Origin of the sequence: Bacillus sp. BD48 (genome assembly GCF_046566805.1) — a bacterium.
Lineage (GTDB): Bacteria > Bacillota > Bacilli > Bacillales > Bacillaceae > Bacillus > Bacillus safensis.
Genome location: NZ_JANGFM010000005.1, coordinates 170,833 through 197,255 on the forward strand (window position 1 = coordinate 170,833; position 26,423 = coordinate 197,255).

The following is a 26,423-nucleotide window of genomic DNA, read 5'->3' on the forward strand; positions in this document are numbered from 1 at the left end:
AAAGGCGAGGACTTCGTGTCACGCCTTTTTTATATGTCTTCATCTATCATAGCATACTTAATGAATGCGTTTACGCACGTTTCAGCCAATTCCATATAGAAAAAAGAGGTGATCCTCTTTCATGAGATCACCTCTTTACCTTTTTAAGAATGAGCAGCGGCGCTCACCTTTGATAAATCAAACGCATCATGCAGCGCTTCAACCGCTTTGACCATATCGTCACGGCCGACCACCGTTGAGACTTTGATTTCAGACGTACTGACCATTTTCACTTGAATGTCTTTTTGCGCTAACACAGCGAACATTTCAGCTGCTACGCCTGGGTTTGAGACCATTCCAGATCCCACGATGGATACTTTCGCTAATTTGCTTTCTGTCTCAATCTGCTCGTAGCCAAGCGCCCCTTTATATTCTTCTAATACTTCAACTGTTTTGGACAAATCATCCGTTTTGACAGAGAAAGAGATAGAAGTCTGGTTAGTGCTTGTGACGGACTGAATGATGATATCGACATTGATATTCTGTTTCGCAAGCGTTGTAAAGATGGTCGATAATGTTGTAAGTCCGCTTGAAAGACCGCACACGGTCACACGTGTAATCTGATCTTCAAATGCAATGCCTCTGACGACTAAATTTTGTTCCATGGATGATTCCTCCTCAATTAACGTACCCGATTCATTTTCAATACTAGAACGGACTTCTAGCGGGACTTGATAATTTTTCGCAAATTCAACAGCTCTTGGATGCAGGACCCCAGCTCCTAAATTAGCCAGCTCAAGCATCTCATCGTATGAAATACCTGCAAGTTTCCGTGCAGATGGTACATAACGCGGATCTGTTGTAAACACTCCTGGTACATCTGTGTAAATATCACATTTATCAGCTTTTAGTGCGGCAGACAGTGCCACAGCAGTCGTATCTGATCCGCCGCGGCCAAGTGTTGTGATATGTAAGTCATCTGCAATTCCTTGGAAGCCTGCCACAACAACGACTTTTCCCGCACTTAATTCCTCTTTTATTCTTGATTCATCAATGTCCACGATTCTTGCGTTTCCGTGTACATGCTCTGTTTTCATACCAGCCTGCCAGCCTGTAAAGGAAATGGCATCATAGCCTCTTGCTTGGAGCGCCATCGATAATAATGAAATGGTCACTTGTTCACCAGTTGCGAGCAGCATATCCATTTCTCTTTTGCTTGGATCGTCTGTGAGTTCTTTCGCTAGGTCTACTAGAACATCTGTTGATTTGCCCATCGCTGAGACAACCACAACCACATCATGTCCTGCCTCGCGTTCAGCGATCACTCTATCTGCGGCATTGCGAATTTTTTCTGTCGATCCAACGGAAGTTCCGCCAAATTTTTGTACAATTAGTCCCATGTCTACCACCCTTTTTCAAAAGTTCACGTGTGAGAGAAGAGGCTGCTTTGGAGACTGCCCGCTCACTGCAAATAAAAAAGCAATGAGAGAACAAATCTCCCATTGCTTTAAAATCATCATTAAACGATGCAAACAATGAGATAGCCCTCCAAGAAAAGAATTCTTGACAGCCCTACATTTCTTCAATGTACAGCCAGCGAATAAAATGAGTGGATTTTATTCACTTCGGCGACGCTCCCCTTTCACCCCTCTTCTTAGATCCCATCGATCTCCGAAGGCTTACTCTTGAAGTTCGCACCTCTATCTTCAACAAACAACACGTTCATTTATTAAATTAGTCACATCTTAACAGACTTTTGGAAAAAGTACAATCTATTTTTTTAATGCTTCCATTAAAAGTTCAGCCGTCTGTTTCGGAATGCCAGCCTCCTGAAAGTCTTGTAGAGAGGCTTCTTTCATCTTTTTCACAGAGCCAAAATGTTTGAGGAGCTGCTTTTTACGTTTCTCTCCGATACCTGGTACATCGTCTAAAATAGACTGGAATGCATTTTTTCCGCGCAGCTGCCGGTGAAAGCTAATGGCGAACCGGTGCACTTCATCTTGAATGCGCTGCAATAAGTAAAAGGCCTGGCTATTCCGCTCCAGCGCAACAATTTCAAGTGTATCTCCCATCATGAGATTTGAAGTCCGATGTTTTTCATCTTTTACAAGACCTGCGACCGGGACAGACAGATTCAATTCATTTTCAAGCACATCGATGGCTGCGTTGATCTGTCCTTTTCCTCCATCAATTAAAACTAAATCTGGCAGCGGCAGTTCATCCTTTAACACGCGGGTATATCGCCTTCTAATGACTTCACGCATGGATGCATAATCATCTGGTCCTGAGACGGTTTTAATTTTGTATTTTCGGTATTCCTTTTTATAGGGCTTCCCGTCCTGAAAGACGACCATGGCAGAAACCGGGTCTGCCCCTTGAATATTTGAGTTATCAAATGCCTCGATTCTGTATGGCATATAAATATTAAGTGCATCCCCGAGCTGTTTCACCGCACCAATTGTCCGCTCTTCATCACGCTCAATGAGCGAAAATTTTTCTTTTAAGGCGATTTTGGCATTTTGATGGGCAAGTAAAAGTAAATCCTTTTTCTTTCCTTTTTTCGGCTGGTGAACGTTCGTCTCAAGCAATTGCTCAATCATCTCTTGATCGACACTGTCAGGCACCAAAATTTCCTTCGGCAGAAAATGGTTGTTCTTTTCATAAAATTGCCCCATAAACGTGAGGAACTCTTCCTCAGGATCCTGATACATAGGGAACAGGCTGACATCACGTTCAATCAATTTCCCCTGTCTGATGAAGAAAACTTGGACACACATCCAGCCTTTATCATAGGCATAGGCAAAGACATCTCGATCTGATAAATCACTCATCGTCATTTTCTGTTTTTCCATCGTTGAATCGATATAAGCGATTTGGTCTCTTAGTTCTTTTGCCCGTTCAAACTCTAAATTTTCAGCAGCTTCCTGCATCTTTTCGGTGAGTTCTTTTTTGATTTGCTGATGTCCTCCGTTTAGAAACCTTGTGATTTCGTCCACGAGCTGCTTATTCGTTTCCTCGGAAATGTCATACACACAGGGCGCAAGACATTGTCCAAGATGATAATAAAGACAGACGCGGTCAGGAAGAGTGGCACATTTTCTCAGTGGATATAAGCGGTCGAGCAGCTTTTTCGTTTCTCTTGCTGCTTGTACGTTTGGGTATGGACCGAAATATTTTCCTTTGTCCTTTTTTACATTGCGGGTGACGATCAGCTTAGGATGGCGTTCATTCGTAATTTTTATAAAAGGATACGTCTTGTCATCCTTGAGCATGACATTGTATTTTGGATCATATTTTTTGATTAAATTCAGCTCTAAAATAAGCGCCTCAATATTAGAAGAGGTGACAATGTATTCAAAGTCTTCAATTTCACTGACAAGCCGCTGCGTTTTGGCGTCATGTGATCCAGTGAAATAAGAGCGCACCCTATTTTTTAAAACCTTGGCCTTTCCCACATAAATGATCGTATTTTGTCTATCTTTCATTAAGTAACAGCCTGGTTGATCCGGCAGGACTGACAGCTTTTCTTTGATTAGTTTGTTCATCTTTTCATCCGTCCTTGTTTTCCTCTTTCACTCCTTCTAGTGTATCACGAACATTTGTTTTATACCATGTTGAAAGAAAAGCGGCTCTCGTCTTTACGAGAACCGCTTCAATGATTATGCCGCTTGAGCATAGATCGGTTTATAGATGTTTGTTGACAAGCTCAGCAAGCGCTTCTTTTGGTTTGAAACCAACAGAAGTTTCTACAACTTCACCGTCTTTTAAAACAAGAAGTGTTGGGATACTCATAACGCCGTATTTACCAGCAGTTTCTTGGTTATCATCTACATCAATTTTTACAATTTTCATTTTGTCGCCCATTTCTTGATCAAGTTCTTCAAGAACTGGAGCAATCATTTTACAAGGTCCACACCATGGTGCCCAAAAGTCTGCAAGAACAACACCCTCTGCAGTTTCTTGTGAAAATGTTGCGTCAGTAGCTTTTACGATTGCCATTATTCATTCCTCCAATGTAAATTATGCTTTTTAGTATAGCATCTACCAATGTGACTTGCGAATGAAATGCTTACGAATCATTTTTTAGGAAATGAATTAAAAAACAAACCGTATAATCGCACCAATGACAACAATTGCACCGATGATCATTAGAATGGTTCTAAGCATATGACATGACACCCTTTCCGCTTCATTTACAATGTATGATGCCCCAACATTCTTCTCATCAAACATCGAAATATGCAATTAAGCGAGGTCGACAGTTATCATGACCACCGACATTGGCGGCAGCTCTACCGTTAACTCGCCGGACTTTACAGTCATTTGCTGAAAGTCTTTTGGCTGAACAGAATGAGGATCATCGAATGTATTATGTGCATTCATGCGATCAGCCGTCAACACACGTCCAGTGACTTTCGTTTGTTCCTCAACCCCTTCAATGGCTAGGGATATCTCTCTTTGTTCATGCGGATTCAGATGACAGTAGCTAATATGCATCTTACCTGATGAACGCGAGGCTGACACACTGACCTGAGGAATTTTTTCACCTCTTCGTTCATACGACGGTGAAACGAACTCCACTTCAAGCGCTTCTTCCTCTTGATGCACTTGAAACATGTGAAATACATGATACGTAGGCGTCAGAAGCATCTTTTCGTCCTTTGTTAATACCATCGCTTGCAACACATTGACCGTCTGAGCAATATTTGCCATGTGAATCCGCTCGCAATGGCGATGAAAAATATGAAAATGGAGGGCAGACACAAGGGCGTCTCTTAGTGTGTTTTGCTGATATAAAAACCCAGGATTGGTCCCTGGCTCTGGGTCATACCATGTCCCCCATTCATCAATAATCATCCCGATTCGCTTGTCTGGGTCATAACGATCCATGATTTCTCCATGGTCTTCGACAAGCCGTTCCATCTCATAGGCTTTTTTCAGCGTAATAAACCATTCATCCTCATCGAATTCAGTCGCTGATCCTTTCTTCTCCCATGTACCAGGTACGGTGTAATAATGTAAACTGAGCCCATCCATCCACGGTGCAGCCCGCTCCATCAATACCTTCGTCCAATTCACGTCATTAGAGTTCGCACCGCAGGCGATTTTATAAATACGCTGCCCTGCAAATTCTCTTACGTACGTTTGATAGCGTTTATATAAATCTGCATAGTATTCAGGCGTCATATTCCCGCCGCAGCCCCAGCTTTCATTGCCTACACCAACATAGGTCAGCTTCCAAGGCTCTTGTTTTCCATTTTGAATGCGCCAGTCTGACATAGGTGTCCCATTTGGAAATGTCATGTATTCGACCCAATCGGCTAATTCTTGAACAGACCCGCTTCCCACATTGCCACAAATGTAAGGTTCACATTCAAGCAGCTCACACAATGTCATAAATTCATGCGTACCAAATGCATTGGATTCAACCGTACCACCCCAATGGGTGTTTACCATTGGCTTTCGTTCACTCAGATCACCTACACCATTTGCCCAGTGATACTCGTCTGCGAAGCAGCCCCCCGGCCACCTCAGCACCGGAATATGTAATGCTTGAAGGGCCTTCAGCACATCGGTACGAATCCCTTCAATATGATCAATCTCAGAGTCTTTTCCTACCCAAATCCCGTCATAAATCCCTCTTCCTAAATGCTCCTGAAAGTGCCCATAAATGTGTTTAGAAATGCGTCCGATCACGTCATTGACTTTTACTGTCCCCTTCACTTGTCAACCGCTCCTTTTCTGCTTGATCACATACAAAAAAACCCAGAATACCTAGGCATTCTGAGTGTATGAGCGTTACGAGTGGATATTCATCTTTTTTAACTCTTCATTCAAAAGCGGTACCACTTCAAACAAGTCACCAACGATTCCGTAATCGGCGATTTTGAAGATTTCCGCTTCTGGGTCTTTGTTGATTGCCACAATGACTTTACTGTTAGACATTCCCGCTAAATGCTGAATCGCTCCTGATATCCCGCATGCAATATAAAGATCAGGTGTGACGACTTTTCCCGTTTGACCAATTTGCAGGGCATAATCACAATAGTCAGCGTCACAGGCTCCGCGCGAAGCACCGACTGCTGCCCCCAGCGTCTCAGCGAGTTCATTCAGCGGTTCAAAGCCTTCCTTGCTCTTAACCCCGCGCCCTCCAGCAACAATGACCTTTGCTTCAGATAAATCTACACCTTCTGACGTTTTTTTAATGACTTCCTTCACGATCGTCCGGAGGTTCTGAATATCGACAGAAACCGGTGTGACTTCTCCTCCTCGTGACGTATCCCGTTCAAGTGGTGCCACGTTGTTTGGCCGGATGGTTGCTAGAAGCAGACGATCTGTCGAAATGACTTTTTCAAAGGCTTTTCCAGAGTAAATCGGTCTAGTGAAAACAAGATGTTCCCCGGTAACGCTTACATCGATCGCATCTGAGATCAAGCCAGTCTGGAGACGCGCCGCTATTTTCGGCGACAGGTCTTTTCCGATAGACGTATGGCCAAAGAGCACAGCATCCGGATCAACTTGATCTAATATGGCTTGAAGTGCCTGCGCAAAACCATCTGACGTATAATATGAAAGGTGTGGATGCTCTACAATCATCACATGATCCGCTCCATAATAAAGCAGTTCATCCGCTAGACCTTTGACATCATCCCCTATTAACACGCCAATGACCTCACCGCCATCTGCCACTTTGTGAGCGGCAGCAATGGCTTCAAATGTCACATTTCTTAATTTACCGTCACGACTTTCTCCAAGTACAACAACTTTTTTACTCATCTTCAAGCTCCCCCTTGTTCTCGTGATATCGTAAAGTGGATGTTTAGATGACTTTTGCTTCATTTCTGAGTAGATCTGTCAGTTCTTTGACTTGATCCTGAAGCTCGCCGCTCAGCACCTTGCCACCCTCTTTTTTCTCCGGTAAGAAACGTTCAATTGTTTTGATTTTATATGGTACATCGTCTTCATCCAGGTCTAAATCATCAAGCTCCAATTCTTCTAAAGGTTTTTTCTTTGCCTTCATAATGCCTGGTAATGATGGATAGCGAGGCTCATTGAGTCCTTGCTGAGCTGTGACGACAAGCGGGAGTTCGGCAGAAATGACTTCCACATCACCCTCTGCATCTCGTTCAATCGACGCAGAGCTGCCGTCAATTTGAATATTTGTTATGGTTGTTACATATGAAAAGCCAAGTAATTCAGCAAGACGCGGGGCTACCTGTCCAGAGCCGCCGTCAATTGCTACATTCCCTGCTAAGATCAAGGAAGCCTCTTTGTCTTTTAAATAGTGATAAAGAATGGTAGAAGCTGAATATTGGTCCCACTCTTCTAAGTCATCTTCGACGTTTAATAAGACGGCCCTGTCACAGCCCATAGCAAGCGCTGTTCTCAGCTGTTTCTCTGCATCCTCACCGCCAACTGTCACAACGGTCACTTCTCCCCCGTGCTCATCGCGAAGCTGGATGGCTTCTTCAATGGCATACTCGTCATAAGGATTAATAATGAACTCTGCTCCATCTTCTTGAATTGCACCAGACTGAATAGAAATTTTCTCTTCCGTGTCAAACGTACGCTTCATCAAAACAAATATATTCATTTATTTCTCCCCCTTGTGTCGTACTTATCCCTTATTCCCCTTTAAAGTTCGGTTTGCGCTTTTCGATAAAGGCCTGGATGCCTTCTTTGGCGTCATTTGATTGGAAAACCTCACCAAACTTTTTGGCTTCAAGCTTCATTCCACCATCATATGAATACAATTTTGTTGCATTCAATAAATCAAGCACATATTCAAGTGATTTTGGGCTTTTCGCTGCAAATTTCCCCGCAAGTGTTTTAGCCGCTTCGAGCGCTTCTTCCTCTGTTTCTGCGAGCTTTGTAACAAGTCCACAGGCAAATGCTTCTTCACCTGTAATCGGTTCAGCTGTTCCCATCATTTCAAGCGCTTTAGCAGAACCAACGTAGCGTGGTAGGCGCTGCGTGCCGCCGAATCCTGGAATAATGCCGAGGTTTAGTTCTGGCAGTCCAAGCTTCGCATCTTTTGTTGCGATTCGGATATCACAAGACATGGCAAGCTCAAGTCCTCCGCCTAATGCTGCTCCGTGAATCGAGGCAATGACTGGCTTTGGACACTGTTCAATCCGTTCAAAGACTTGCTGTCCTCTATCAGCGAGGCTTGCATAATCAGACTCTTCCTGTAAAGTCGTAAATTCTTTAATATCAGCACCTGCTGAGAAGAATCTGCCTTCTCCGTGGATCACAATCGCTCTTACTTCTTCATTCTGTTCGAGCTCATCGAACATGTCATTAAGCTCAGTGAGCAGCTGAGAGGATAAGGCATTTGCAGGCGGGTTCTGAATCGTGATGAGCGCTGTCTGTCCTTCATGATGTAAGCTGAGTATTTTTTCCATGTCAATCATCCTTTTTCACATTGTCTTTAGGATTGATGTATTCCGTTTAACAGTAGATCATGTACATTTTCTGCGAGTGCAGGCAGATCATACTTTTGATCATTCATGACCCATGTTGTTGCGGTTTCATCAATCGTCCCAAATACCATTTGTCTCGCTAAGCGGACATCTAAATTTTGTCTGAATTCTCCTGTTTTCTTTCCTTCTGTTAAAATCGAATCGAGCATATTTAAATACCCTTTTAGCACCTCATTGATTTTTTGCCGCAGCTCAAGGTTTGACTGCCTGAGTTCAAGCTGTGTCACAAGAGCCAAATGATGATTTTGCGCCAGCATCCGAAAATGCTCCTCAATCAACAGTAGAAGCTTTTCTTTGGCAGACGGCTTCTTTTGAATATCTGTCTCCATCCGTTCGATGAATTGTCCCATTTTTTCTTTGAACAATGAGATGAGAATATCCTCTTTGTTTTTGAAATAAAGATAAATGGTTCCGTCTGCGACTCCTGCTTGTTTCGCAATCTTTGAAACTTGTGATTGATGATAGCCGTTCTCTGCAATCACCACAACTGCTGCATCAATAATTTGCATGTACTTCGGTCTTTTCTGCTTCAATGTGCTTCGTCCCTTTCTAAATTGAATGAGCATTCATTCATAACTTTATGTTAAAAAGAAACGGGTGATTTGTCAAGAGATCTTCTTTTTTCTTTTCAACCTTTATCATACCAGAGCAGACCGTCATCATTCAAATCATCCGGCCGCTCGACCGGATGATGAAGGTCGTTATTTTTTCAATTGATCGACAGGTGTTTCAGATGATCCCGCGTGCTTTCTCTTTTCTTCTTCAATTAATACTCTGCGCAAAATTTTTCCGACGGCCGTTTTAGGCAGTGATTCTTTAAATTCATACACGCGCGGTACTTTAAATGAAGCAATTCTCGTTCTCACAAAGCGATCGAGTTCATCCTCTGTTAAATAAGCATCCTTTTTCGGCACAACAAACGCTTTTACCGTTTCTCCTCTATAAGGATCTGGTATGCCTGCGACAACGACTTCTTGTACAAGCTCATGCTCGTAAAGGGCTTCTTCGACCTCTCTTGGGTAAATATTATAGCCGCTCGCAATAATGACATCTTTTTTCCGGTCAACGATATAGAAAAAACCGTCCTCATCCATATACCCAATATCTCCAGTGAAAAACCACCCATCCCTTAATACAGCTGCTGTCTCCTCTGGCTGATTCCAGTAGCCTTTCATGATCTGCGGCCCTTTGACGATAATTTCTCCGTGCTCATATGGCTCTTTGAGGCCACCCGTTTCCTCGCAATAAATGCCTGCGTCTGTCCCAGGCCACGGACAGCCAATGCTGCCTGTTTTGTTCGCTCCCCATAAAAAGTTAGAATGGGTCACTGGTGAGGTTTCTGAAAGACCATACCCCTCCACTAAACGTCCTCCTGTTAATTTTTCAAAGCTCTGTTTGACTTCAACAGGAAGAGCCGCCGAGCCGCTTAAACATGCAGTGATGGACGACAGGTCATATTTTTCAATGTTCGGATGATGCAGCAAGGCGATATACATAGTTGGTGCACCTGGAAAGAGTGTCGGTTTCTGTTTTTCAATCGTTTTAAGGGTATCAGCTGCGTCAAAGCGTGGAAGTAGAATCATTTGATGCCCTTCTTTGACAGCAAGATTTAATACGGTCGTCATTCCGTATACATGAAAAAACGGAATGATGCCAAGGATTCGTTCTTTTCCTCTTGTCGTTTTATACATCCATGAAGCGCACATTTCAGTATTCGCTAAAATATTTTCATGGGTAAGCATGACCCCTTTTGGTAAACCGGTCGTTCCGCCTGTATATTGTAAAACAGCGACATCCTCTTTCGGTTCAAAGGCAATCGCCGGGATCTGTTCTCCTGACGATTCTTTCATAATTTGTGAGAAGTGATGAATGGTCTCACTTTTCTCCACCTGGATGACCATTTTGTTTTTTCTTTTTTGGACAATAGGAAACAGAATGTTTTTCGGAAATGGTAAATAATCCTGTAGTTTGGTGATGATTAAGTGTTCCATACTTGTCAGCGCTTTCATTTTATAGGCCTTTGGATACAATAAATCCAGTGTAATCAGCACTTTTGAGCCGCTGTCCTCCATTTGATATGCCAATTCTTTCTCCGTATAAAGCGGGTTCGTTTGAACAACGATACCACCTGCAATTAAAACAGCATAATAAGAAATGACCGATTGAGGACAGTTTGGCAGCATGATTGCTACTCTGTCGCCTTTTTTCACGCCAATTTCCATCAGATAACCAGCTAGTTTCAATGCGTCTTCTTGGAGCTGTTCATAGGTGATGTTTTTTCCTAGAAAATGAATGGCTGTATGCTCAGGTGCAGCCTCTGCGGAGCTGAATAAGTAAGATTGTAACGTCTCATTTGGGATGGTGAGTTCGTGGGGAATTTGATTCGGGTAATGCAGAAGCCAACGTTTATCTGACTGCATAAAAACCCTCCTTCCTGAACTTTCGTACTATTTTATTATAGCAAACTTTTCCTTAAGGCAGTTTGCTTTTTTCAAATAGAGCTTGGCTCCATGACATCTTTACTTCTTTGCCGGTGTTTCGAGCGATGCTCTTTTTCCTTCATGATGCCACTGTTCATATAATCCACCGATGGCACGGAATGACTCATTTACTCTCTCCACGATCTGTTGATGGATACTCGGATCATTAGGTAAATGCGTCTGGATATTGTCGACTTGATGCTGCCTCATCATATCGATGTAGACTGTGAGAAAGATCGTGTCTTCTAAAATCCAGTAAATGACTTCATCTGCCGCTTTTGTTCTTTTATGCAGCATTTGGATTCCTCGTTCATATTGAATGAGAATATAGCCACTCGAATCGATTTGAACATACGGGCTCAAATCATCAAAAAATCCAGTTGTTTGAAATGGACGTGCAATATACGGTTCATATATGTCTCTTGGCAGTGAAGTCATTTGGAGACAAGTATCAATGCGCTTTATGAGTTCGTCTTTTTGCAGAATTTGCTTCATGTGATTCGCCGCCTTCGGGTGAGATAAAAGCTGCCAAGGAATCCCTGACAGCTTTCTAACTTTGTCTTCTTCATTTCACAGGAACATGTAAACGGCACCAATGACCGCAAAAGTGCAGGCAACTACGATTAATACTTTTGCTAGCTTTTCCATGTCGTCTCCTTAAATGCCGGCTGCTACTACGTAAGACAGCCCAACTGAAATAATGAGTGAAATAAACCCGACCGCTCTATTATCATTCTCAATCTCTTTGTCTACTTTAAATCGTGGTGTTAAAAATTCAAAAATGAAATAGCTGACAAGCAGCATCACAAAGCCGTATACGCCCCATCCAACCATTTGAAGAAGGGAATTGTGCTGTGCAATAGAATGCTGAAACACATTCGCAATCCCAAAGATCTTTCCGCCTGTTGCCATGGCAACAGCTAAGTTCCCACGCTGGATCTCTTCCCAGTTTTTATAGGAGGTGACGAGTTCAAAAATGGTTAGAAATATGACAAGACATAGGACGGCCACGCTGTAATAGGCGGCAATTTCCACAAGTTCATTTTCCCAAAAGGCTTTCATGCGTTTTCTCCTTTTTACTTTAATTCGACGATGGTGACGCCTGATCCTCCCTCGCCTTGTTCCCCAAAACGAGCATTTTTCACACTTCGGTGCTGTTTCAGTAATTCCTGAACCCCTTTTCTGAGGGCGCCAGTTCCTTTTCCGTGAATAATCGACACACGCGGATAACCAGCTAAGACAGCATCATCTAAATATTTCTCGACTCTGCTTAAGGCATTTTCATAACGCTCTCCCCTTAAGTCGAGCTCAAGCGATACATGATAGTCTTTTCCTTTGACTGCCGTAATGGCTTTCTCCTGCTTAAATTCAGGTGCTGATTTGATAAATTCCATGTCTTTTTCTTTTACTTTCATTTTTAGAATGCCCATTTGGACACTCCATTCTTTGTCACCTGTTTGTTCAAGCAGCGTTCCTTTTTGCCCGAAGGTGAGCACTTTCACTTCGTCGCCTGATTTTAGCTGTCTTGCTGCTTTTTTCACCGGCTCTGGCTTTTTCTTCCGGTCAAACTCAGGGACTGCTTCTTCAAGGCGCTTTCTTGCATCGATGAGTTCATGCTCTTTGAATGAGCGATGCTCATTTTTTATCGACCTGAGCTCTTGAATGATGTCTTCTGCTTCTTTTGAGGCTTGTTCAATTTTTTCTGCCGCTTTTTGTTCAGCTTCTTCAAGCAGTTTGTCCTTTTGCTCATTCCATTCAAGAATTTGTCTCTGCAATTCTTTATGAAGCTTTTCTGCTTCTTTTCTATAGACTTCTGTCTCATGCAGCTCTTCTTCTGCTTGTTTCTTGCTGTCTTCTAATGAGGCAATCATTTGGTCTACTTCATTATGTTCAGCATGCATATCCGCTTTTGCCCGGTCAATGAGGTGATCTGGCAAACCAAGACGTTTAGAAATTTCAAATGCATTACTTCGTCCCGGCACACCGATGAGCAAGCGGTACGTTGGTGATAAGGTTTCAATGTCAAACTCCACGCTCGCATTTGTGACCCCTTCTCGGTTATATCCGTATGCCTTCAGCTCAGGGTAGTGAGTCGTTGCAATGACTCGTGCATTTGTTTGATGCACCTCATCTAAGATACTCATGGCCAGTGCCGCACCTTCAGCAGGGTCTGTTCCTGCCCCTAATTCATCGAATAACACGAGTGAGTTAGATGTCAAATTATTCAAGATATCCACAATATTGACCATATGAGATGAGAACGTACTCAAGCTTTGCTCAATCGACTGTTCATCTCCAATATCAGCAAAGACTTGATCGAATACAGCCACTTCTGAGCCTTCTTCAACTGGAATATGAAGGCCTGCCTGCGTCATGAGCGTCAGAAGACCAAGCGTTTTTAAGGTAACTGTCTTACCCCCTGTATTTGGTCCAGTAATGACGATGGTTGAAAAATCTTTGCCGAGCTCAATGTCATTTGCCACAACCTGATCCCTAGGCAATAGAGGATGTCTTGCCCGCTTTAAATAAATCTCCCCTTGATCATTCACAGCAGGCTTTGTGGCTTTTTCTGCCTTTGCATATTTGGCTTTAGCAAAAATAAAATCTAACGTCTGAAGCTCTTTTACATTGTGAAGCAGTTCCTCAATGTGTTCTGACACGCTCGCTGTCAGCATTTGGAGGATCTTTTCGACCTCTTGTTTTTCTTTTAAACGGGTTTGCTGCAAGGTGTTATTTAAATCCACGACCACTTGCGGCTCGATAAAAAGAGTTGCCCCAGATGATGACTGGTCGTGAACAATTCCGCCGTAATTCGAGCGGTACTCCTGCTTTACTGGAATCACGAACCGATCATTACGAATGGTGACAATCGTGTCTGACAGCATTTTTGAAGCAGATTGTGAGCGAATCATGGATTCTAATTTATCTCGAACTTTTGATTCTAATGAACGTAATTGCGTACGTATTGTTCGTAGCGCCGCAGTTGCGTGATCAAGCACTTCTCCATTATCACCGATACAGCTTTCGATTTCTTTTCTGACTTCTGGCAGTAATATCAGCGTCTCTGCATATGTATGAAGACGCGGTATGTCTACACCATCTTCATACAGGGACGTGAGAAAGTGCTTCATATTTTTCGCAGTGTATAATAGCGCTGCAATTTCCATGAGCTCAGATGGGCTTAATGTACTGCCGATTTCTGCCCGTTTGACTCCGCGTCTAATATCCGTTAGCCCGCCAAATGGCGCAGATCCCTTTAAGCGGATCACATCCTGTGCTTCTGCTACCTCTTCCAGCAAATGCTGAATGGTTTCTATATCCGTCAGCGGCGTTAAATCCTGCGCTCTTTCTTTTCCTAATGAGGATGCGGTATAGGACATGACTTTTTCTTTTACTTTATGAAATTCTAATGATGCTAACACTTTTTGTTGCAGCATGGTCCAGCCTCCTAACGACTACCTGTCACGCGTTAAAAACTTTTTGATCTCGTTTAGAGAAAAAGTATTCACGACATTTGCTTTTGGTGTCCAGCCTTTTCTTGCAGCTGTTACACCAACTTCCATATGATCCAGCATGGTGATATTGTGCGCATCTGTATTGATCATGATGTTCACACCTGCTTCGTTTGCTTTCATTAAATGCTCTGCTTTTAAATCAAGTCTTGACGGGTTGCTGTTGAGCTCTAGTGCAGTTCCCGTTTTCTTCGCAAGCTCTATGAGCTGATCTATATTTAAGGCATAGCCGTCTCGTCTGCCGATCAAACGGCCTGTTGGATGTGCAATTAAATCCACATGCTGATTCCGCAGGGCATTTTCAAGGCGCTCCATAATGACTTCCTCCGGCTGAGAAAAGCTCGAGTGGATAGATGCAATCACAAAATCCATGTCTGCTAAAAAGTCATCATCATAATCTAATGATCCATCCGGGAGAATATCCATTTCGACCCCTTTGAAAATGTGAAAATGCTCGAATTCTTGATTCAGCTTGTCAATTTCTTTTGCTTGCAGACGTAAACGTTCTTTTGTTAAACCGTTTGCTACTTTTAAATATTGCGAGTGGTCTGTAATCGCCATGTATTCATAGCCTTTTGCGATACATGCCTCTGCCATTTCGTGAATAGAAAATGCGCCGTCACTCCATGTCGAGTGCATATGAAGGTCGCCTTTAATATCTTTTAACTCTACAAATTGCATACTTTCTTTATACGTATCAATCTCCGTTCCGGTTTCACGAATTTCTGGCGGAATGAGCGGAAGTTGAAAATGCGCATAAAAAGCAGCCTCGTCATCAAACGTTTTTACTTCTCCAGTTTCAATTGTTTCCACACCATATTCACTAATACGCTCTCCGCGTTCCTTCGCCAGCTGACGCATGCGAATATTGTGATCTTTTGAGCCAGTGAAATGGTGCAGCGTTGTTGCAAATTGGTCTGTTGTCACAAGCCGGAAGTCTACACTGATCTCAAAATCAAGGGCAAGAATGACAGATACCTTCGTATCACCGCTTGCGATGACGTCTTTGACATCATCAAGTGCAACGAGCTGCTCTCTGACTTGTTCAGGACTGTCAGTCGCAATGATATAATCTAAATCTTTGACGGTTTCTCGTGCACGTCTTAGACTGCCAGCTCTAGAAAAACGAATAATACCCTTCATCTGTTCTAGCGCATGATCAATCCGCTCTGCCACATCTAATGCAAAGCCAATTGGCAGTCGTTCTGGCTGCTTTCCGGCCTCCTCAAGAGCAGCGAGAATCTTCTCTTCTGTTTTTTTACCGAAGCCTGCAAGCGCTTGTACTTTTTCCGCTTCACATGCTTCTTTTAATGACTGGGCATCATGGACGCCAAGCTCTTGGTAAAGCTTAGCAATCTTCTTCCCCCCAAGCCCTTGCAATTTTAAGAGCGGGACAAGTCCTTCAGGCACTTCCTTTTTTAATTGTTCGAGGGTTTCTGATTGTCCTTTTTCGATATACTCTGTGATCACAGCAAAGGTTCCTTTTCCAATGCCGGGTAATGCTAATAGATCATCTATTTGAGAAAGGCTGCGGTCGTCTTGTTCCAGTGCCGCTGCTGCTTTACGAAAGGCAGAAATTTTAAAAGGATTATCTCCTTTTAGTTCCATATATACTGCAATTGTTTCAAGAAGTTTGATAATATCTTTTTTATTCATCTCTCATCCTCCAGCCGCTTTGGCATCTTCCTATATAAATATACAAACTTTCCCTTCATCCTACAACTTTCTGTCATGGAATGAGAAAAAACTTCTCCAGGAAAGGAGAAGTTTTTAAACTCCATACGTCGACCATAGGTCTTTGACAAGACCGGACAGGTAAGGGGTGCTGTTTACGATCACATCTGCTAACATTGATTTGCTCATCATTGTTTGCAGCGCATCTACTGGAAGTAATGCAGCGACAAACAATAGAATAAACACAAATAAATAGGTTTCCAGAAATCCTAAAACACCGCCAAGCAGTTTGTTCACCTGTTTAATCACAGGTATACTTGCAATGGTTGTGAGCAATCCGCCAATGATGGCGAGCAGGATTTTGGTCAAGATAAACAGAATGATAAACGCAATGGTATTATAATAAGCTGTTTCTAGATTCCCACTAAAGAAAGCGAGCTGCGGTTGACCGCCACTAAAATTAGGTGACGGAATCCACGTAAGCTGTGGTGCAAGTGACTGATAAAACATGGAAGCCACTAAGATAGAAACAACAAAGCTGATCAATTTAATAAATTGAAGAATAAACCCGCGTTTTAGACCGACAAGCGTTCCCATAAGAAGCAAAAACAAAATGATGATATCGATCACGGTAATTTCATTCCTTTTCTTTTAGCTGAATCTCTAATTTTTCGTATTGCTCTTTTAATTTCAAGTAGTCGTGGACGACATTGACTGCTGTCAGTACAGCTAATTTGTTTATATCAAGATATGGATTTTTTTCATTTATTTCTCTCATTTTATCATCAACAATTGACGCAACATGTCGCATATGCATCTTCGTTTCTTGTCCGATGATCGTATAGGACTGTCCGTAAATCTCAACTGTTGTTTTCGTTTTACCGCCGTCAGACAACGTTTCTCCTCCATTCCACGAGAATCCTAGTCTCTATCATAACATGTTTAGACATTGAATGGAAAGACGAGCCCTTCCCTGTTATGGTACACTTTAGAAATCAATGATATCAAGGTAAAAAGGAGTTATCCACTGTGCCCCAATCCGTTTTAAAAGCAACATCAGAAGACCTCAAAAAGATGAAGAGCGCGTATGCGCACCATTTAACAGACACTTTGCCGCCAGGCGCCCTCTTTCAAGCAAAAGTCCCTGGCTGTACGATTACAGCCTATCGATCTGGAAAAGTATTGTTTCAAGGGCAAAAGGCAGAAGCTGAAGCCAGTCAATTCAGCCATTTACAAGCAGCTGATACGAAAAGTCAAAAATCACCTGCTGTCACAAAATACAGTCCGCCGCCCGGCATTGCTTCCATGTCGGTCGTCGGTTCAGATGAAGTAGGTACAGGTGATTATTTCGGACCGATCACAGTCTGTGCGGCCTATGTTGATGCCAGCCAGCTTGCTTTAATGAAAGAGCTTGGCGTAAAAGACTCAAAAGGATTAAAGGACCCGCAAATTATCAACATTGCCAAGGATCTCATCAAAACCATTCCGTTCAGCCTTCTCGTCCTCCGAAATGAAAAGTACAATACGATGCAGGAAAAGGGCATGAGTCAAGGAAAAATGAAGGCACTGCTTCATAATCAAGTCATCACCTCTGTGCTAGAAAAACTGGGCGGACAGCAGCCTGAGGCCATTTTGATTGACCAATTTGCAGAACCAGGCATTTATTTCAAACATCTTGCCGGGAAAAAAATCATTCGGGAGCGGACGTACTTTAGTACAAAAGCAGAAGGCATCCATTTGTCAGTCGCTGCAGCTTCCATTATCGCAAGGTACGCCTTCTTAATTGAAATGGACAAATTATCACAGGCTGCAGGCTTTGACATCCCAAAAGGAGCCGGTCCTCATGTAGACAAGGCCGCCGCCAAGCTCATCAAGCTGCATGGTGAAGATGCTTTACGTCAATTTACAAAGCTGCACTTTGCCAACACACAAAAAGCGAAAAAAATGTTATAAAAAAAGCTAGGGCCCATGAGGCCTTAGCTTTTTTCCATTAACCGCGTAAGACGGCTTGATACGTATCTTCTAGTGCTTTCAAAACTTTTGTGTGAACAGCTGTGACTTCTTCCTCGGTCAACGTTTGTTCAGGATTTAAATATTGAAGAGAGAATGCAACAGATTTTTTGCCTTCTTCCATATGTTCCCCTTCGTACACATCAAATACAGATAGGTCTGTGAGTAGATGACCGCCTGCTTCATAGATGACACGCTCCAGCTGTCCGCTTGAGATATGCTGATCTACAACAAGTGCGATATCTCTTGTCACAGCAGGGAATCTCGGAATCGCTGTATATTTCATATCCTTCGTTTCAGATGTCATCACATCTGTTAAATCAAACTCGAAGACATACGTTTCTTTTAAATCCAATTCCTTTTCAACGACTGGATGCAGTGCGGCAACAAAACCAATGACTTGACCATTTAAGTGAACATCTGCAGTTCGCCCTGGGTGAAGACCCTCACGCTCTGCTTGAACATAAGTGATTTGGTCTGACACACCAAGCTTTTCGAACAATCCTTCAGCAATTCCTTTTGCTACATAAAAATCGACGGCTTTTTTCTCGCCCTGCCAAAGATTTTTATGCCATAAGCCTGTCAGCGCACCAGCGACATGTTCTTTTTCCACTGGTTTTGCCCCTTCAGCTTCTGCTAAGAAAACAGAGCCTGTTTCATAAAATCCAAATGAATCAGCTTGTCTTGCCAAGTTGTATGCAACAGAATCAAGTAAGTTTGGCAGAAGACTTTGTCTTAGCACACTGCGTTCCTCACTCATTGGCAGAGAAAGCCTCGTTTCATAGGCTGGATGCAGTGCAAAAGCTGTGGACTTATGCTGATTCGTCAATGAATACGTAATCGCTTGAGAAAGTCCTGCCCCCTCTAAGAAACGTCTCACCTTTCTGCGCTTCACTTGGTATGGCGTGAGGCCGCCAACGGTGCCAGCTGTCCTAGGCAGTGTAGATGGAATATTATCGTAGCCATATAATCTTGCCACTTCTTCAATGAGGTCTTCTTCAATCGTAATATCCATTCTGCGGGAAGGAACTGTTACGACAAGAACATCATTTGATTCGCCCACTGTGAAGCCTAGTTTGTTGAAAATCTGAATCATATCTTCTTTTGAAATGCTCATTCCAAGCACCTTGTTCACACGCTCAGTTGATACGTGGATGACATTCATACTTGCTTCAAGGTGATTTTCCTCAACTGTACCACTTAGCACTTCACCGCCTGCATACATGCTGATCAATTGAGCTGCTCTTTCTGCTGCCGGTTTCGTACGCTGCGGATCGAGGCCTTTTTCAAATCGTGTGCTTGATTCACTGCGAAGCCCTAAGTCTCTAGATGCTTGACGAACTGTTTGACCGTTGAAATATGCCGCTTCTAAGAGAATCGTCGTCGTCTCATCTCGTACCTCTGATTCAAAACTGCCCATGACGCCTGCTACAGCGTGCGCTTTCGTTCCATTCGTGATGACAAGATGCTTTGATGACAATGTACGCTCTTGCTCATCGAGTGTTTGAATGATTTCGCTATCAGACGCTTTACGAACGACCACCTGCTTTGAACCAAAGCGGTCATAATCAAAGGCATGGAGCGGCTGGCCATATTCAAGCAGTACAAAGTTTGTAATATCCACGACGTTGTTAATTGGACGGATGCCTGCATTCATCAATCTTGTTTGTATCCAAAGCGGTGCTGGTCCAACCTTTACATTTTTAATGATCTTCGCTGCATAAAGTGGATTCGCTTCTTGATCCTCAATTTTAACAGAAATATAGTCTGCTGCTTTTTCAGAAGAAGTGTCATGTGCCGTATCAGGAAGCTTGATGTCTCTTCCTAAAATGGCGGCAACCTCATAAGCGACACCCAGCATATTCAGGGCATCGGCACGGTTTGGTGTTAAGCCAAGCTCAAGTACCGCATCATCTAATTGAAGAGCTTGAAGGGCATCATCTCCTGGTTTCACGTCATTCGGGAAAACAAAGATGCCTTCTGCATATTCCTTTGGTACAAGCTTGCTTTCTACGCCTAATTCTTGCAGAGAACAAATCATGCCATGAGACTCTTCACCGCGCAGTTTTGCTTTTTTAATTTTAAAGTTGCCAGGAAGGACTGCACCCACCGTTGCGACGGCCACATACTGTCCTTTCTCCACATTCGGAGCTCCGCAAATAATTTGCACCGGTGCGTCTTCGCCGATATCAACAAGACATTTGTTTAATTTATCCGCATTCGGATGCTGTTCACGTTCAATGACGTGTCCAACGACAACTCCTTTGATGCCTTCGCCTTTATATTCAACGGCTTCCACTTCAATTCCGCTTCTTGTGATTTTTTCTGCTAATTCATCCGGCTTAATGCCTTCTAAATCGACATAGTCTTCTAACCATTTATATGAAACAAACATGTTGATTTCCTCCTCTTAGTCCTGCTTGAATTGCTTTGTGAATCTAATGTCATTTGTGTAGAAATGGCGAATATCATCAATGCCGTATTTCAGCATTGCGATCCGTTCCACACCCATTCCAAAAGCAAAGCCTTGGTAAGTTTCTGGATCAAATCCGCTCATTTTCAGGACATTCGGATGAACCATCCCTGCACCTAAAATCTCAATCCAGCCTGTTCCTTTACAGACAGAGCAGCCCTTCCCGCCGCATTTAAAGCAAGACACATCGACTTCGACAGATGGTTCTGTGAATGGGAAAAAGCTTGGACGTAATCTAATTTCACGATCTTCACCAAACATTTTTCTTGCGACTGTCTCCAGCGTTCCTTTTAAATCACTCATGCTAATATTGTGATCGACGACAAGCCCTTCAATTTGCATAAATTGATGTGAATGAGTCGCGTCATCACTGTCACGTCTATATACTTTCCCAGGACAGATGATCTTCACAGGACCTTGTCCTTTATATTTCTCAAGTGTACGTGCTTGAACTGGTGATGTTTGTGTTCTCATTAGTGTGTCTTCAGTAATATAGAAGCTGTCCTGCATATCACGTGCCGGATGCTCCTTTGGAAGATTCAGCGCTTCAAAGTTATAATAATCCGTTTCCACCTCAGGACCTTCCTCAACGGTATAGCCCATGCCAATAAATAAATCTTCAATATCTTCGACAACTATCGTTAATGGATGTCTTGCTCCCATTTTGATTGGACTTGCCGGCAAAGTAACATCGATCGTTTGAGAAGCAAGTTTTTTCTTCACTTCTTCTGCTTCCAGCTGTTCATTTTTTTCAGCAATGGCACCAGCAATCTGCTCTCTTACTTCGTTTGCGAGTGCACCCATTTTCGGTCTTTCTTCTGCGGAGAGCTTGCCCATTCCGCGAAGTACTTCTGTAATCGGTCCTTTTTTCCCTAAGTATTGAACACGAATGTCATTGACCTCTTTGAGCGAGCTAGCTGCTTCAACCTTCGCTATCGCCTCTGTTTCAAGCTGTTTTAACGTTTCTTGCATGAGTGTAATCCTCCTTTTGATATACAAAACCGCTCGGATAAACGGCTGTTTGATCGTTTGAAGACAATAAAAAAACCCGTTCCTCCATAAAAGAAGGGACGAGTTGTGGTCGCGGTACCACCCTTGTTAAGCACAAATGCATGTGCGAATAAGCTTCATTGACATAACGGAATCAAACGAATCCGGTTCACCTTTACGCAAAGCCTGCGGTCCCGGTGACAACTCCAGAGGTGAATTCCTGTTTCAGCATTCCTTAAATGCACTTTCAGTCTACGATGCATTCTCCCTATAAGGCCGCTTCTTGAAACAATCTTCCTCTATCATGGTTTTTAAAATATTAGTTTCATTATAGTGAAAATGAACGCATGTTGCAACATTATCCACGCAAATGATAGACAAGAACAGCTGCTGCAACAGCTACATTTAATGATTCTGCCTGCCCATACATTGGCACATATAAATTTTGGTCTGTCATTTGCAGAATCGCTGGATCAATACCAGCCCCCTCATTTCCAACAATTAATGCAAACGGACCTTCTGCCGTTACGCTTCTATACTCTTTCGCATCTTTTAAAGCACTTCCATATACAGGTATGCCTTGTTCTTTCAGTTCGGTGATCGCCTGTTGAAGGGGTTGCTTCAAGATAGGCAGGTGGAAATGAGACCCTTGTGCCGAACGGAGCGTTTTTCCATTAAACGCATCAACTGTTCCTTCTCCTAAGATCACAGCATCAAGACCAGCGGCATCTGCTGTTCGAATGAGTGTGCCTAAATTCCCCGGGTCCTGCACTGCGTCTAATAGAAGAAGCCGTTCATACTTCTTTTCTTTAAAAACTGGAACTGTACAGACCGCGGCAATGTGCTGAGGCGTTTCCGTCTCTGTCATAGCAGAAAAGGCCTCTTCGCTCAGTTCATATAGCTCAATGTCAGGCTGGATATGAGAAGGAAGCATAACCGGAGAGGTGACCATTAATTCCTTCACGATCCCGCTCTTTAATGCTTCTTCGACTAAGTGTATTCCCTCAACGAGAAACAGCCCCGTTTTTGTTCGTTCTTTTTTCGTATGGAGCTTTTTCCACTGTTTAATGTTTGTGTTTTTAGCTGATTCTATATATTTCAAGCGACGTTAACTCCTTTAATTATCATGAATTTATTATATCTCATGCACACTACATAATAAACCTGTCTTTGAGACAGAATAGGGCTATTACCATCAAAAAAGGAGTGTGGGCAATGGATTTTAACCTAAGAGGCGCAGTCATTCAAAACATTACTGGCCATAATCAAGAACAGCTTGAACATACGATTTTAGATGCGATTCAAAGCGGCGAGGAAAAAATGCTGCCAGGCCTTGGCGTGTTGTTCGAAGTGCTTTGGCAAGAAGCATCAGAAAACGAGAAAAATGAGATCCTTGAAACATTAGAACAAGGCTTGAAGCCTCAGCAGCAGCAATAAAAGAAGCCGGTTTGCTTATAATAGCAAGCCGGCCTTTTTCATTTAGCCAGTGATAGGCGTTTCCATCCGAAGCGCTGGATCACGCCAGATTTCAACCCATTTTTTAATCGCAAACACAATAATCACAAATCCTAAGATCAGCATAATAATCGAAAGCACCGCATTCAGTACGCTGTAGCCGGATGCTTCAGGATTGAGATATACATTCGCTACCATCCAATAGCCTGCATAATTCACCGTCACATATAAGTAAGCAAGCGGAATTAAACAAGTCAGCATATATCGCCTTTTATCTGCAATTTTTAATACAACGGTTGCTCCGATGATTAACCCAACCGAAGCCATTAACTGGTTTGAAACCCCAAACAGCGCCCAAATAGATCCGATGTCCCCTGAGTAAAGTAAGTATCCCCACATAAAACAAGCAAGCGCACTTGCAAACACCGAACCAGGTACCCAGTCAGTTCGTTTAAGCGGTTTATATGCTTCACCTAAGAAGTCTTGAATCAAATAACGTGCCACACGTGTGCCCGCATCAATAGCAGTTAAAATAAAGACAGCCTCAAACATAATGACGAACTGGAAGAAGTAAGAAGCCAAATGACTAAAGAACGGAATCCCTGTAAAGATATACGCCATCCCTACCGCTAATGTTACGGCACCCCCCGTTCTTCCTTCTAAGTCAAGACCAATTTCCTTACTCAGCTGCGGAAGGTTTTCAACACTCATACCGAGTGAACGGAACACTTCTGGCGTACTGTTTATCGCAAAATAATCCCCTGGATGCAGAGCAGTAGCAGCAATTAAAGCCATAATCCCAACTAAGCATTCCACCAGCATTGCGCCAAACGCGACAGGCTTCATATCACTCCAGCGGTCCAGCATCTTAGGTGTTGTCCCTGAACCAACAAATGCATGGAAACCAGAAATCGCACCGCAAGCAATGGTAATCGAGATAAATGGCCAGACAGGACCAGCTAATACAGGCCCTCCTCCATTCACAAACTCTGTAAACGCCGGGAATTGAATGGATGGATTCACCACAAAAATTCCGGCAATCAGCGCAATGAATACACCAATTTTCATAAAACTACTTAAATAGTCCCTCGGTGCAAGCAGCAGCCAAACTGGCAGCGCTGCAGCAAAGAAGGCATAGATCGGCAGGGCAAGAGCAAGCGTTTTTGTATCAAGGGTTAAAAAATCACCTAGTGCCGTTCCTTGAATATTTGGCCCAAGGAATACCCCAAACATCAGCAAAATAAATCCCGCAGATGTGGCCAGCTTTAAATTGCCTGTTTTTTTATAATACAGACCAACCCCCATCGCAATCGGAATCGTGATTCCAACTGCAAATGTCCCCCAAGGGTTTCGTTCTAGAGCATGAAGCACAACCATAGACAAACCTGCCATGGTGATCGTAATAATAAACAGCATCGCAAGCCCTGTACAAAAGCCAGCAACAGGTCCCAGCTCTTCCTTCGCGACCTCTGATAATGATTTCCCCTTTTTTCGCATCGATGCAAATAAGACGACTAGATCATGTACAGCTCCGCCTATGACTGCACCAATTAAAAGCCAAAGGAGACCAGGTAAATACCCAAATTGAGCGGCTAAAATCGGACCCACTAACGGACCAGCAGCTGCAATCGCAGCAAAGTGATGCCCAAATGTGACCCATTTATTTGTCGGCACATAATCTTTCCCGTCCTCTAGTGTGTGAGCCGGTGTAGGATGATCATCTGTGACCTTTAATACCTTGACCATCATAAATGTGCCATAAAGACGATAGGCAATCGCTAAAATACACATAGATCCTATGACAATTGTAACCGCATTCATTTAACCATCCCCTTTGTATAAACAATTTGTTACAAATATAACATAAATTGATTGATTTTTCTTTCTTTTAAAACCAAGTTGACAAATCAGAATAATGAGTTTATTCTTAAGTTAGCTTCACCTACTTCCATAAACTCTCTTTTGGCAGGGCATTCTATCGCTCTGTCCTTTTTATTGCTTTCATCTTACAAAAATAAACGCGCGATCACATGTGCCTTATTCACTAGGAAATGTTCTCTTCTTTTACCAAAAACAGTTCTTTTGACTCACCTCGGAAAACACCGTTCATTTCCTGGGAAATTCAATAAAAAAAACCTTTCCCCTGTACTGAGGAAAGGCTTTCTTACTTAAGAACCGTACGTAATCTGTTCAACAGTTTTTTGATCAAGTCTTTTGATCACTTCTGTTAAAAGCTTCACTGCATTTTCATAATCATCTCGGTGAATCATTGCGGCATGGGTATGAATATATCTGCTCGGAATCCCGATAGATAGTGATGGAACACCATGACCCGTTAAATGGATACCGCCAGCATCTGTCCCGCCGCCAGGCATTGAGTCATATTGATAAGGAATGTTCAGTTCATCCGCTGTTTGGACAACAAAATCACGAAGTCCTTTATGAGAGACCATTGAAGCATCAAATACAACAATCGTTGGTCCTTTGCCAAGTTTGCTTGTTGCTTCTTTCTCAGTGATGCCCGGCGTATCTCCTGCAACACCTACATCAATGGCAAATCCAATATCAGGCTGAATCGTAGCCGCTGCTGTTTTGGCTCCGCGCAGGCCTACTTCCTCTTGGACAGTTGCAACGCTGTAAGCAATATTCTCATGCTGAGCATTGTGTAAGTTTTTCATAACATCAATCGCGACTGCACAGCCAATGCGGTTGTCCCATGCTTTTGCAAGGAGCATTTTTTCATCATTCATGACTGTAAACTCAAAGTAAGGAACGATTTGATCTCCAGGCAGTACGCCCCACTCCATTGCCTGTTCTTTGCTTGACGCCCCAATATCAATAAACATATCCGTAATCTCAATTGACTTTTTTCGAGCTTCAGGTGACAAGACGTGTGGTGGTTTTGAACCAATTACCCCTGTGATCTCTCCCTTTTTCGTCACAATGGTGACGCGCTGGGCGAGCATGACCTGTGACCACCAGCCGCCGACTGTTTGAAAACGAATGTAGCCTTTGTCATCAATTTTTGTCACCATGAATCCTACTTCATCTAAGTGACCAGCGAGCATAATTTTAGGTCCGTTTGCGTTTCCTTCCTTTTTAGCGATCAAGCTGCCAAGGCGGTCTGTAGAGACTTCATCTGCATATGATTCTATGTATGTCTGCATGACTTTTTTGACATCACGTTCATTTCCTGGAATCCCTTTTGCATCCGTTAGGTCTTTCAGCATAGTTAATGTTTGATCGAGCTTTGTCATTCCATTTATCCTCCTTTATCTTCATGGTGCATTCTTATTATACAAAACCTCTTTCGTTCAATACGATCTTTTTATGAATATTTTTTCGTTTTACGAAATATTTTTTTAAA

At 42.9% G+C, this 26,423-nt stretch carries 22 protein-coding genes and 1 riboswitch; of the genes, 2 read left to right on the top strand and 20 right to left on the bottom strand.

The window, feature by feature from the left end:
- Positions 1-143: 143 nt before the first annotated feature.
- The 15 genes from ACLGGR_RS15300 to zapA all read right to left on the bottom strand — a co-directional run bounded on the left by ACLGGR_RS15300 (position 144) and on the right by zapA (position 17,023).
- Positions 144-1,379: an aspartate kinase gene (locus tag ACLGGR_RS15300; RefSeq protein ID WP_410973397.1), complete on the bottom strand. Its 1,236-nt coding sequence runs from the start codon at positions 1,377-1,379 to the stop codon at positions 144-146.
- Between the two features lie 133 nt (positions 1,380-1,512).
- Positions 1,513-1,690, bottom strand: a riboswitch (Lysine riboswitch).
- A gap of 61 nt (positions 1,691-1,751) precedes the next feature.
- A complete protein-coding gene (uvrC, locus tag ACLGGR_RS15305; protein WP_410973398.1) occupies positions 1,752-3,524 on the bottom strand; it encodes an excinuclease ABC subunit UvrC in 1,773 nt (590 codons plus the stop codon).
- Positions 3,525-3,663: 139 nt separating this feature from the next.
- A complete protein-coding gene (trxA, locus tag ACLGGR_RS15310; protein ID WP_007501629.1) occupies positions 3,664-3,978 on the bottom strand; it encodes a thioredoxin in 315 nt (104 codons plus the stop codon).
- 246 nt (positions 3,979-4,224) lie between these two features.
- The gene (locus ACLGGR_RS15315; RefSeq protein ID WP_410973399.1) at positions 4,225-5,703 is read right to left on the bottom strand and encodes an alpha-N-arabinofuranosidase; all 1,479 of its coding nucleotides are present in this window, start codon (positions 5,701-5,703) and stop codon (positions 4,225-4,227) included.
- A 75-nt stretch (positions 5,704-5,778) separates the two neighbouring features.
- Positions 5,779-6,756 (bottom strand): electron transfer flavoprotein subunit alpha/FixB family protein, encoded by a 978-nt coding sequence (locus ACLGGR_RS15320; RefSeq protein WP_048239048.1) that lies wholly within the window; start codon positions 6,754-6,756, stop codon positions 5,779-5,781.
- A 43-nt stretch (positions 6,757-6,799) separates the two neighbouring features.
- Positions 6,800-7,573 carry an electron transfer flavoprotein subunit beta/FixA family protein gene (locus ACLGGR_RS15325; protein WP_251216403.1) on the bottom strand — a complete coding sequence of 258 codons (774 nt, stop codon included), beginning with the start codon at positions 7,571-7,573 and terminating at the stop codon, positions 6,800-6,802.
- Between the two features lie 31 nt (positions 7,574-7,604).
- Positions 7,605-8,384, bottom strand: a complete 780-nt coding sequence (locus tag ACLGGR_RS15330; RefSeq protein WP_039180497.1) for an enoyl-CoA hydratase — start codon at positions 8,382-8,384, stop codon at positions 7,605-7,607.
- 26 nt (positions 8,385-8,410) lie between these two features.
- A complete protein-coding gene (fadR, locus tag ACLGGR_RS15335; RefSeq protein ID WP_060697564.1) occupies positions 8,411-8,995 on the bottom strand; it encodes a fatty acid metabolism transcriptional regulator FadR in 585 nt (194 codons plus the stop codon).
- A 168-nt stretch (positions 8,996-9,163) separates the two neighbouring features.
- Positions 9,164-10,882 (bottom strand): AMP-binding protein, encoded by a 1,719-nt coding sequence (locus ACLGGR_RS15340; RefSeq protein ID WP_410973400.1) that lies wholly within the window; start codon positions 10,880-10,882, stop codon positions 9,164-9,166.
- A 99-nt stretch (positions 10,883-10,981) separates the two neighbouring features.
- Entirely contained in the window at positions 10,982-11,437 is a 456-nt protein-coding gene (locus tag ACLGGR_RS15345) for an immunity 63 family protein (protein ID WP_410973401.1), read from the bottom strand.
- Positions 11,438-11,599: 162 nt separating this feature from the next.
- The gene (locus ACLGGR_RS15350) at positions 11,600-12,004 is read right to left on the bottom strand and encodes a DUF350 domain-containing protein (protein WP_142945589.1); all 405 of its coding nucleotides are present in this window, start codon (positions 12,002-12,004) and stop codon (positions 11,600-11,602) included.
- Positions 12,005-12,018: 14 nt separating this feature from the next.
- A complete protein-coding gene (locus ACLGGR_RS15355) occupies positions 12,019-14,376 on the bottom strand; it encodes an endonuclease MutS2 (protein WP_410973467.1) in 2,358 nt (785 codons plus the stop codon).
- Between the two features lie 21 nt (positions 14,377-14,397).
- Complete coding sequence (gene polX, locus ACLGGR_RS15360; protein ID WP_410973402.1) at positions 14,398-16,110, bottom strand: DNA polymerase/3'-5' exonuclease PolX; 1,713 nt, start codon at positions 16,108-16,110, stop codon at positions 14,398-14,400.
- A gap of 114 nt (positions 16,111-16,224) precedes the next feature.
- Positions 16,225-16,758 (bottom strand): CvpA family protein, encoded by a 534-nt coding sequence (locus ACLGGR_RS15365; RefSeq protein WP_251216399.1) that lies wholly within the window; start codon positions 16,756-16,758, stop codon positions 16,225-16,227.
- Between the two features lie 7 nt (positions 16,759-16,765).
- The gene (zapA, locus tag ACLGGR_RS15370) at positions 16,766-17,023 is read right to left on the bottom strand and encodes a cell division protein ZapA (RefSeq protein ID WP_012010831.1); all 258 of its coding nucleotides are present in this window, start codon (positions 17,021-17,023) and stop codon (positions 16,766-16,768) included.
- Between the two features lie 134 nt (positions 17,024-17,157).
- On the opposite strand from zapA, the gene rnhC reads away from it, so the two are divergent.
- Positions 17,158-18,081: a ribonuclease HIII gene (gene rnhC, locus ACLGGR_RS15375; protein ID WP_087976554.1), complete on the top strand. Its 924-nt coding sequence runs from the start codon at positions 17,158-17,160 to the stop codon at positions 18,079-18,081.
- Between the two features lie 37 nt (positions 18,082-18,118).
- Here rnhC and pheT read toward each other — a convergent pair whose 3' ends face one another.
- The 3 genes from pheT to ACLGGR_RS15390 all read right to left on the bottom strand — a co-directional run bounded on the left by pheT (position 18,119) and on the right by ACLGGR_RS15390 (position 22,703).
- Positions 18,119-20,533, bottom strand: coding sequence for a phenylalanine--tRNA ligase subunit beta (gene pheT, locus ACLGGR_RS15380; protein WP_410973403.1), 2,415 nt, complete (start codon positions 20,531-20,533; stop codon positions 18,119-18,121).
- A gap of 15 nt (positions 20,534-20,548) precedes the next feature.
- Entirely contained in the window at positions 20,549-21,583 is a 1,035-nt protein-coding gene (gene pheS, locus ACLGGR_RS15385) for a phenylalanine--tRNA ligase subunit alpha (protein ID WP_039180518.1), read from the bottom strand.
- A gap of 376 nt (positions 21,584-21,959) precedes the next feature.
- Entirely contained in the window at positions 21,960-22,703 is a 744-nt protein-coding gene (locus ACLGGR_RS15390) for a TrmH family RNA methyltransferase (protein WP_410973404.1), read from the bottom strand.
- A gap of 113 nt (positions 22,704-22,816) precedes the next feature.
- On the opposite strand from ACLGGR_RS15390, the gene sspI reads away from it, so the two are divergent.
- Positions 22,817-23,038 (top strand): small acid-soluble spore protein SspI, encoded by a 222-nt coding sequence (sspI, locus tag ACLGGR_RS15395; protein ID WP_024425725.1) that lies wholly within the window; start codon positions 22,817-22,819, stop codon positions 23,036-23,038.
- 42 nt (positions 23,039-23,080) lie between these two features.
- Here sspI and cstA read toward each other — a convergent pair whose 3' ends face one another.
- Together cstA and ACLGGR_RS15405 are read right to left on the bottom strand one after the other, a co-directional pair.
- The gene (cstA, locus tag ACLGGR_RS15400; RefSeq protein ID WP_410973405.1) at positions 23,081-24,877 is read right to left on the bottom strand and encodes a carbon starvation protein CstA; all 1,797 of its coding nucleotides are present in this window, start codon (positions 24,875-24,877) and stop codon (positions 23,081-23,083) included.
- Positions 24,878-25,224: 347 nt separating this feature from the next.
- Positions 25,225-26,313 carry a M42 family metallopeptidase gene (locus ACLGGR_RS15405; protein ID WP_024425723.1) on the bottom strand — a complete coding sequence of 363 codons (1,089 nt, stop codon included), beginning with the start codon at positions 26,311-26,313 and terminating at the stop codon, positions 25,225-25,227.
- Between the last annotated feature and the right edge of the window lie 110 nt (positions 26,314-26,423).

Coding starts and splice junctions, on each gene's coding strand:
- ACLGGR_RS15325 (WP_251216403.1), bottom strand. CDS start 7,573: ATGAATATATTTGTTTTGATGAAGCGTACGTTTGACACGGAAGAGAAA.
- trxA (WP_007501629.1), bottom strand. CDS start 3,978: ATGGCAATCGTAAAAGCTACTGACGCAACATTTTCACAAGAAACTGCA.
- ACLGGR_RS15345 (WP_410973401.1), bottom strand. CDS start 11,437: ATGAAGCAAATTCTGCAAAAAGACGAACTCATAAAGCGCATTGATACT.
- ACLGGR_RS15300 (WP_410973397.1), bottom strand. CDS start 1,379: ATGGGACTAATTGTACAAAAATTTGGCGGAACTTCCGTTGGATCGACA.
- ACLGGR_RS15330 (WP_039180497.1), bottom strand. CDS start 8,384: ATGGAAAAAATACTCAGCTTACATCATGAAGGACAGACAGCGCTCATC.
- pheS (WP_039180518.1), bottom strand. CDS start 21,583: ATGCAAGAAACGTTAAAACAGCTTGAAACAGAGGCGATAGCGAAGGTT.
- pheT (WP_410973403.1), bottom strand. CDS start 20,533: ATGTTTGTTTCATATAAATGGTTAGAAGACTATGTCGATTTAGAAGGC.
- uvrC (WP_410973398.1), bottom strand. CDS start 3,524: ATGAACAAACTAATCAAAGAAAAGCTGTCAGTCCTGCCGGATCAACCA.
- polX (WP_410973402.1), bottom strand. CDS start 16,110: ATGAATAAAAAAGATATTATCAAACTTCTTGAAACAATTGCAGTATAT.
- ACLGGR_RS15405 (WP_024425723.1), bottom strand. CDS start 26,313: ATGACAAAGCTCGATCAAACATTAACTATGCTGAAAGACCTAACGGAT.
- ACLGGR_RS15320 (WP_048239048.1), bottom strand. CDS start 6,756: ATGAGTAAAAAAGTTGTTGTACTTGGAGAAAGTCGTGACGGTAAATTA.
- ACLGGR_RS15340 (WP_410973400.1), bottom strand. CDS start 10,882: ATGCAGTCAGATAAACGTTGGCTTCTGCATTACCCGAATCAAATTCCC.
- cstA (WP_410973405.1), bottom strand. CDS start 24,877: ATGAATGCGGTTACAATTGTCATAGGATCTATGTGTATTTTAGCGATT.
- ACLGGR_RS15350 (WP_142945589.1), bottom strand. CDS start 12,004: ATGAAAGCCTTTTGGGAAAATGAACTTGTGGAAATTGCCGCCTATTAC.
- sspI (WP_024425725.1), top strand. CDS start 22,817: ATGGATTTTAACCTAAGAGGCGCAGTCATTCAAAACATTACTGGCCAT.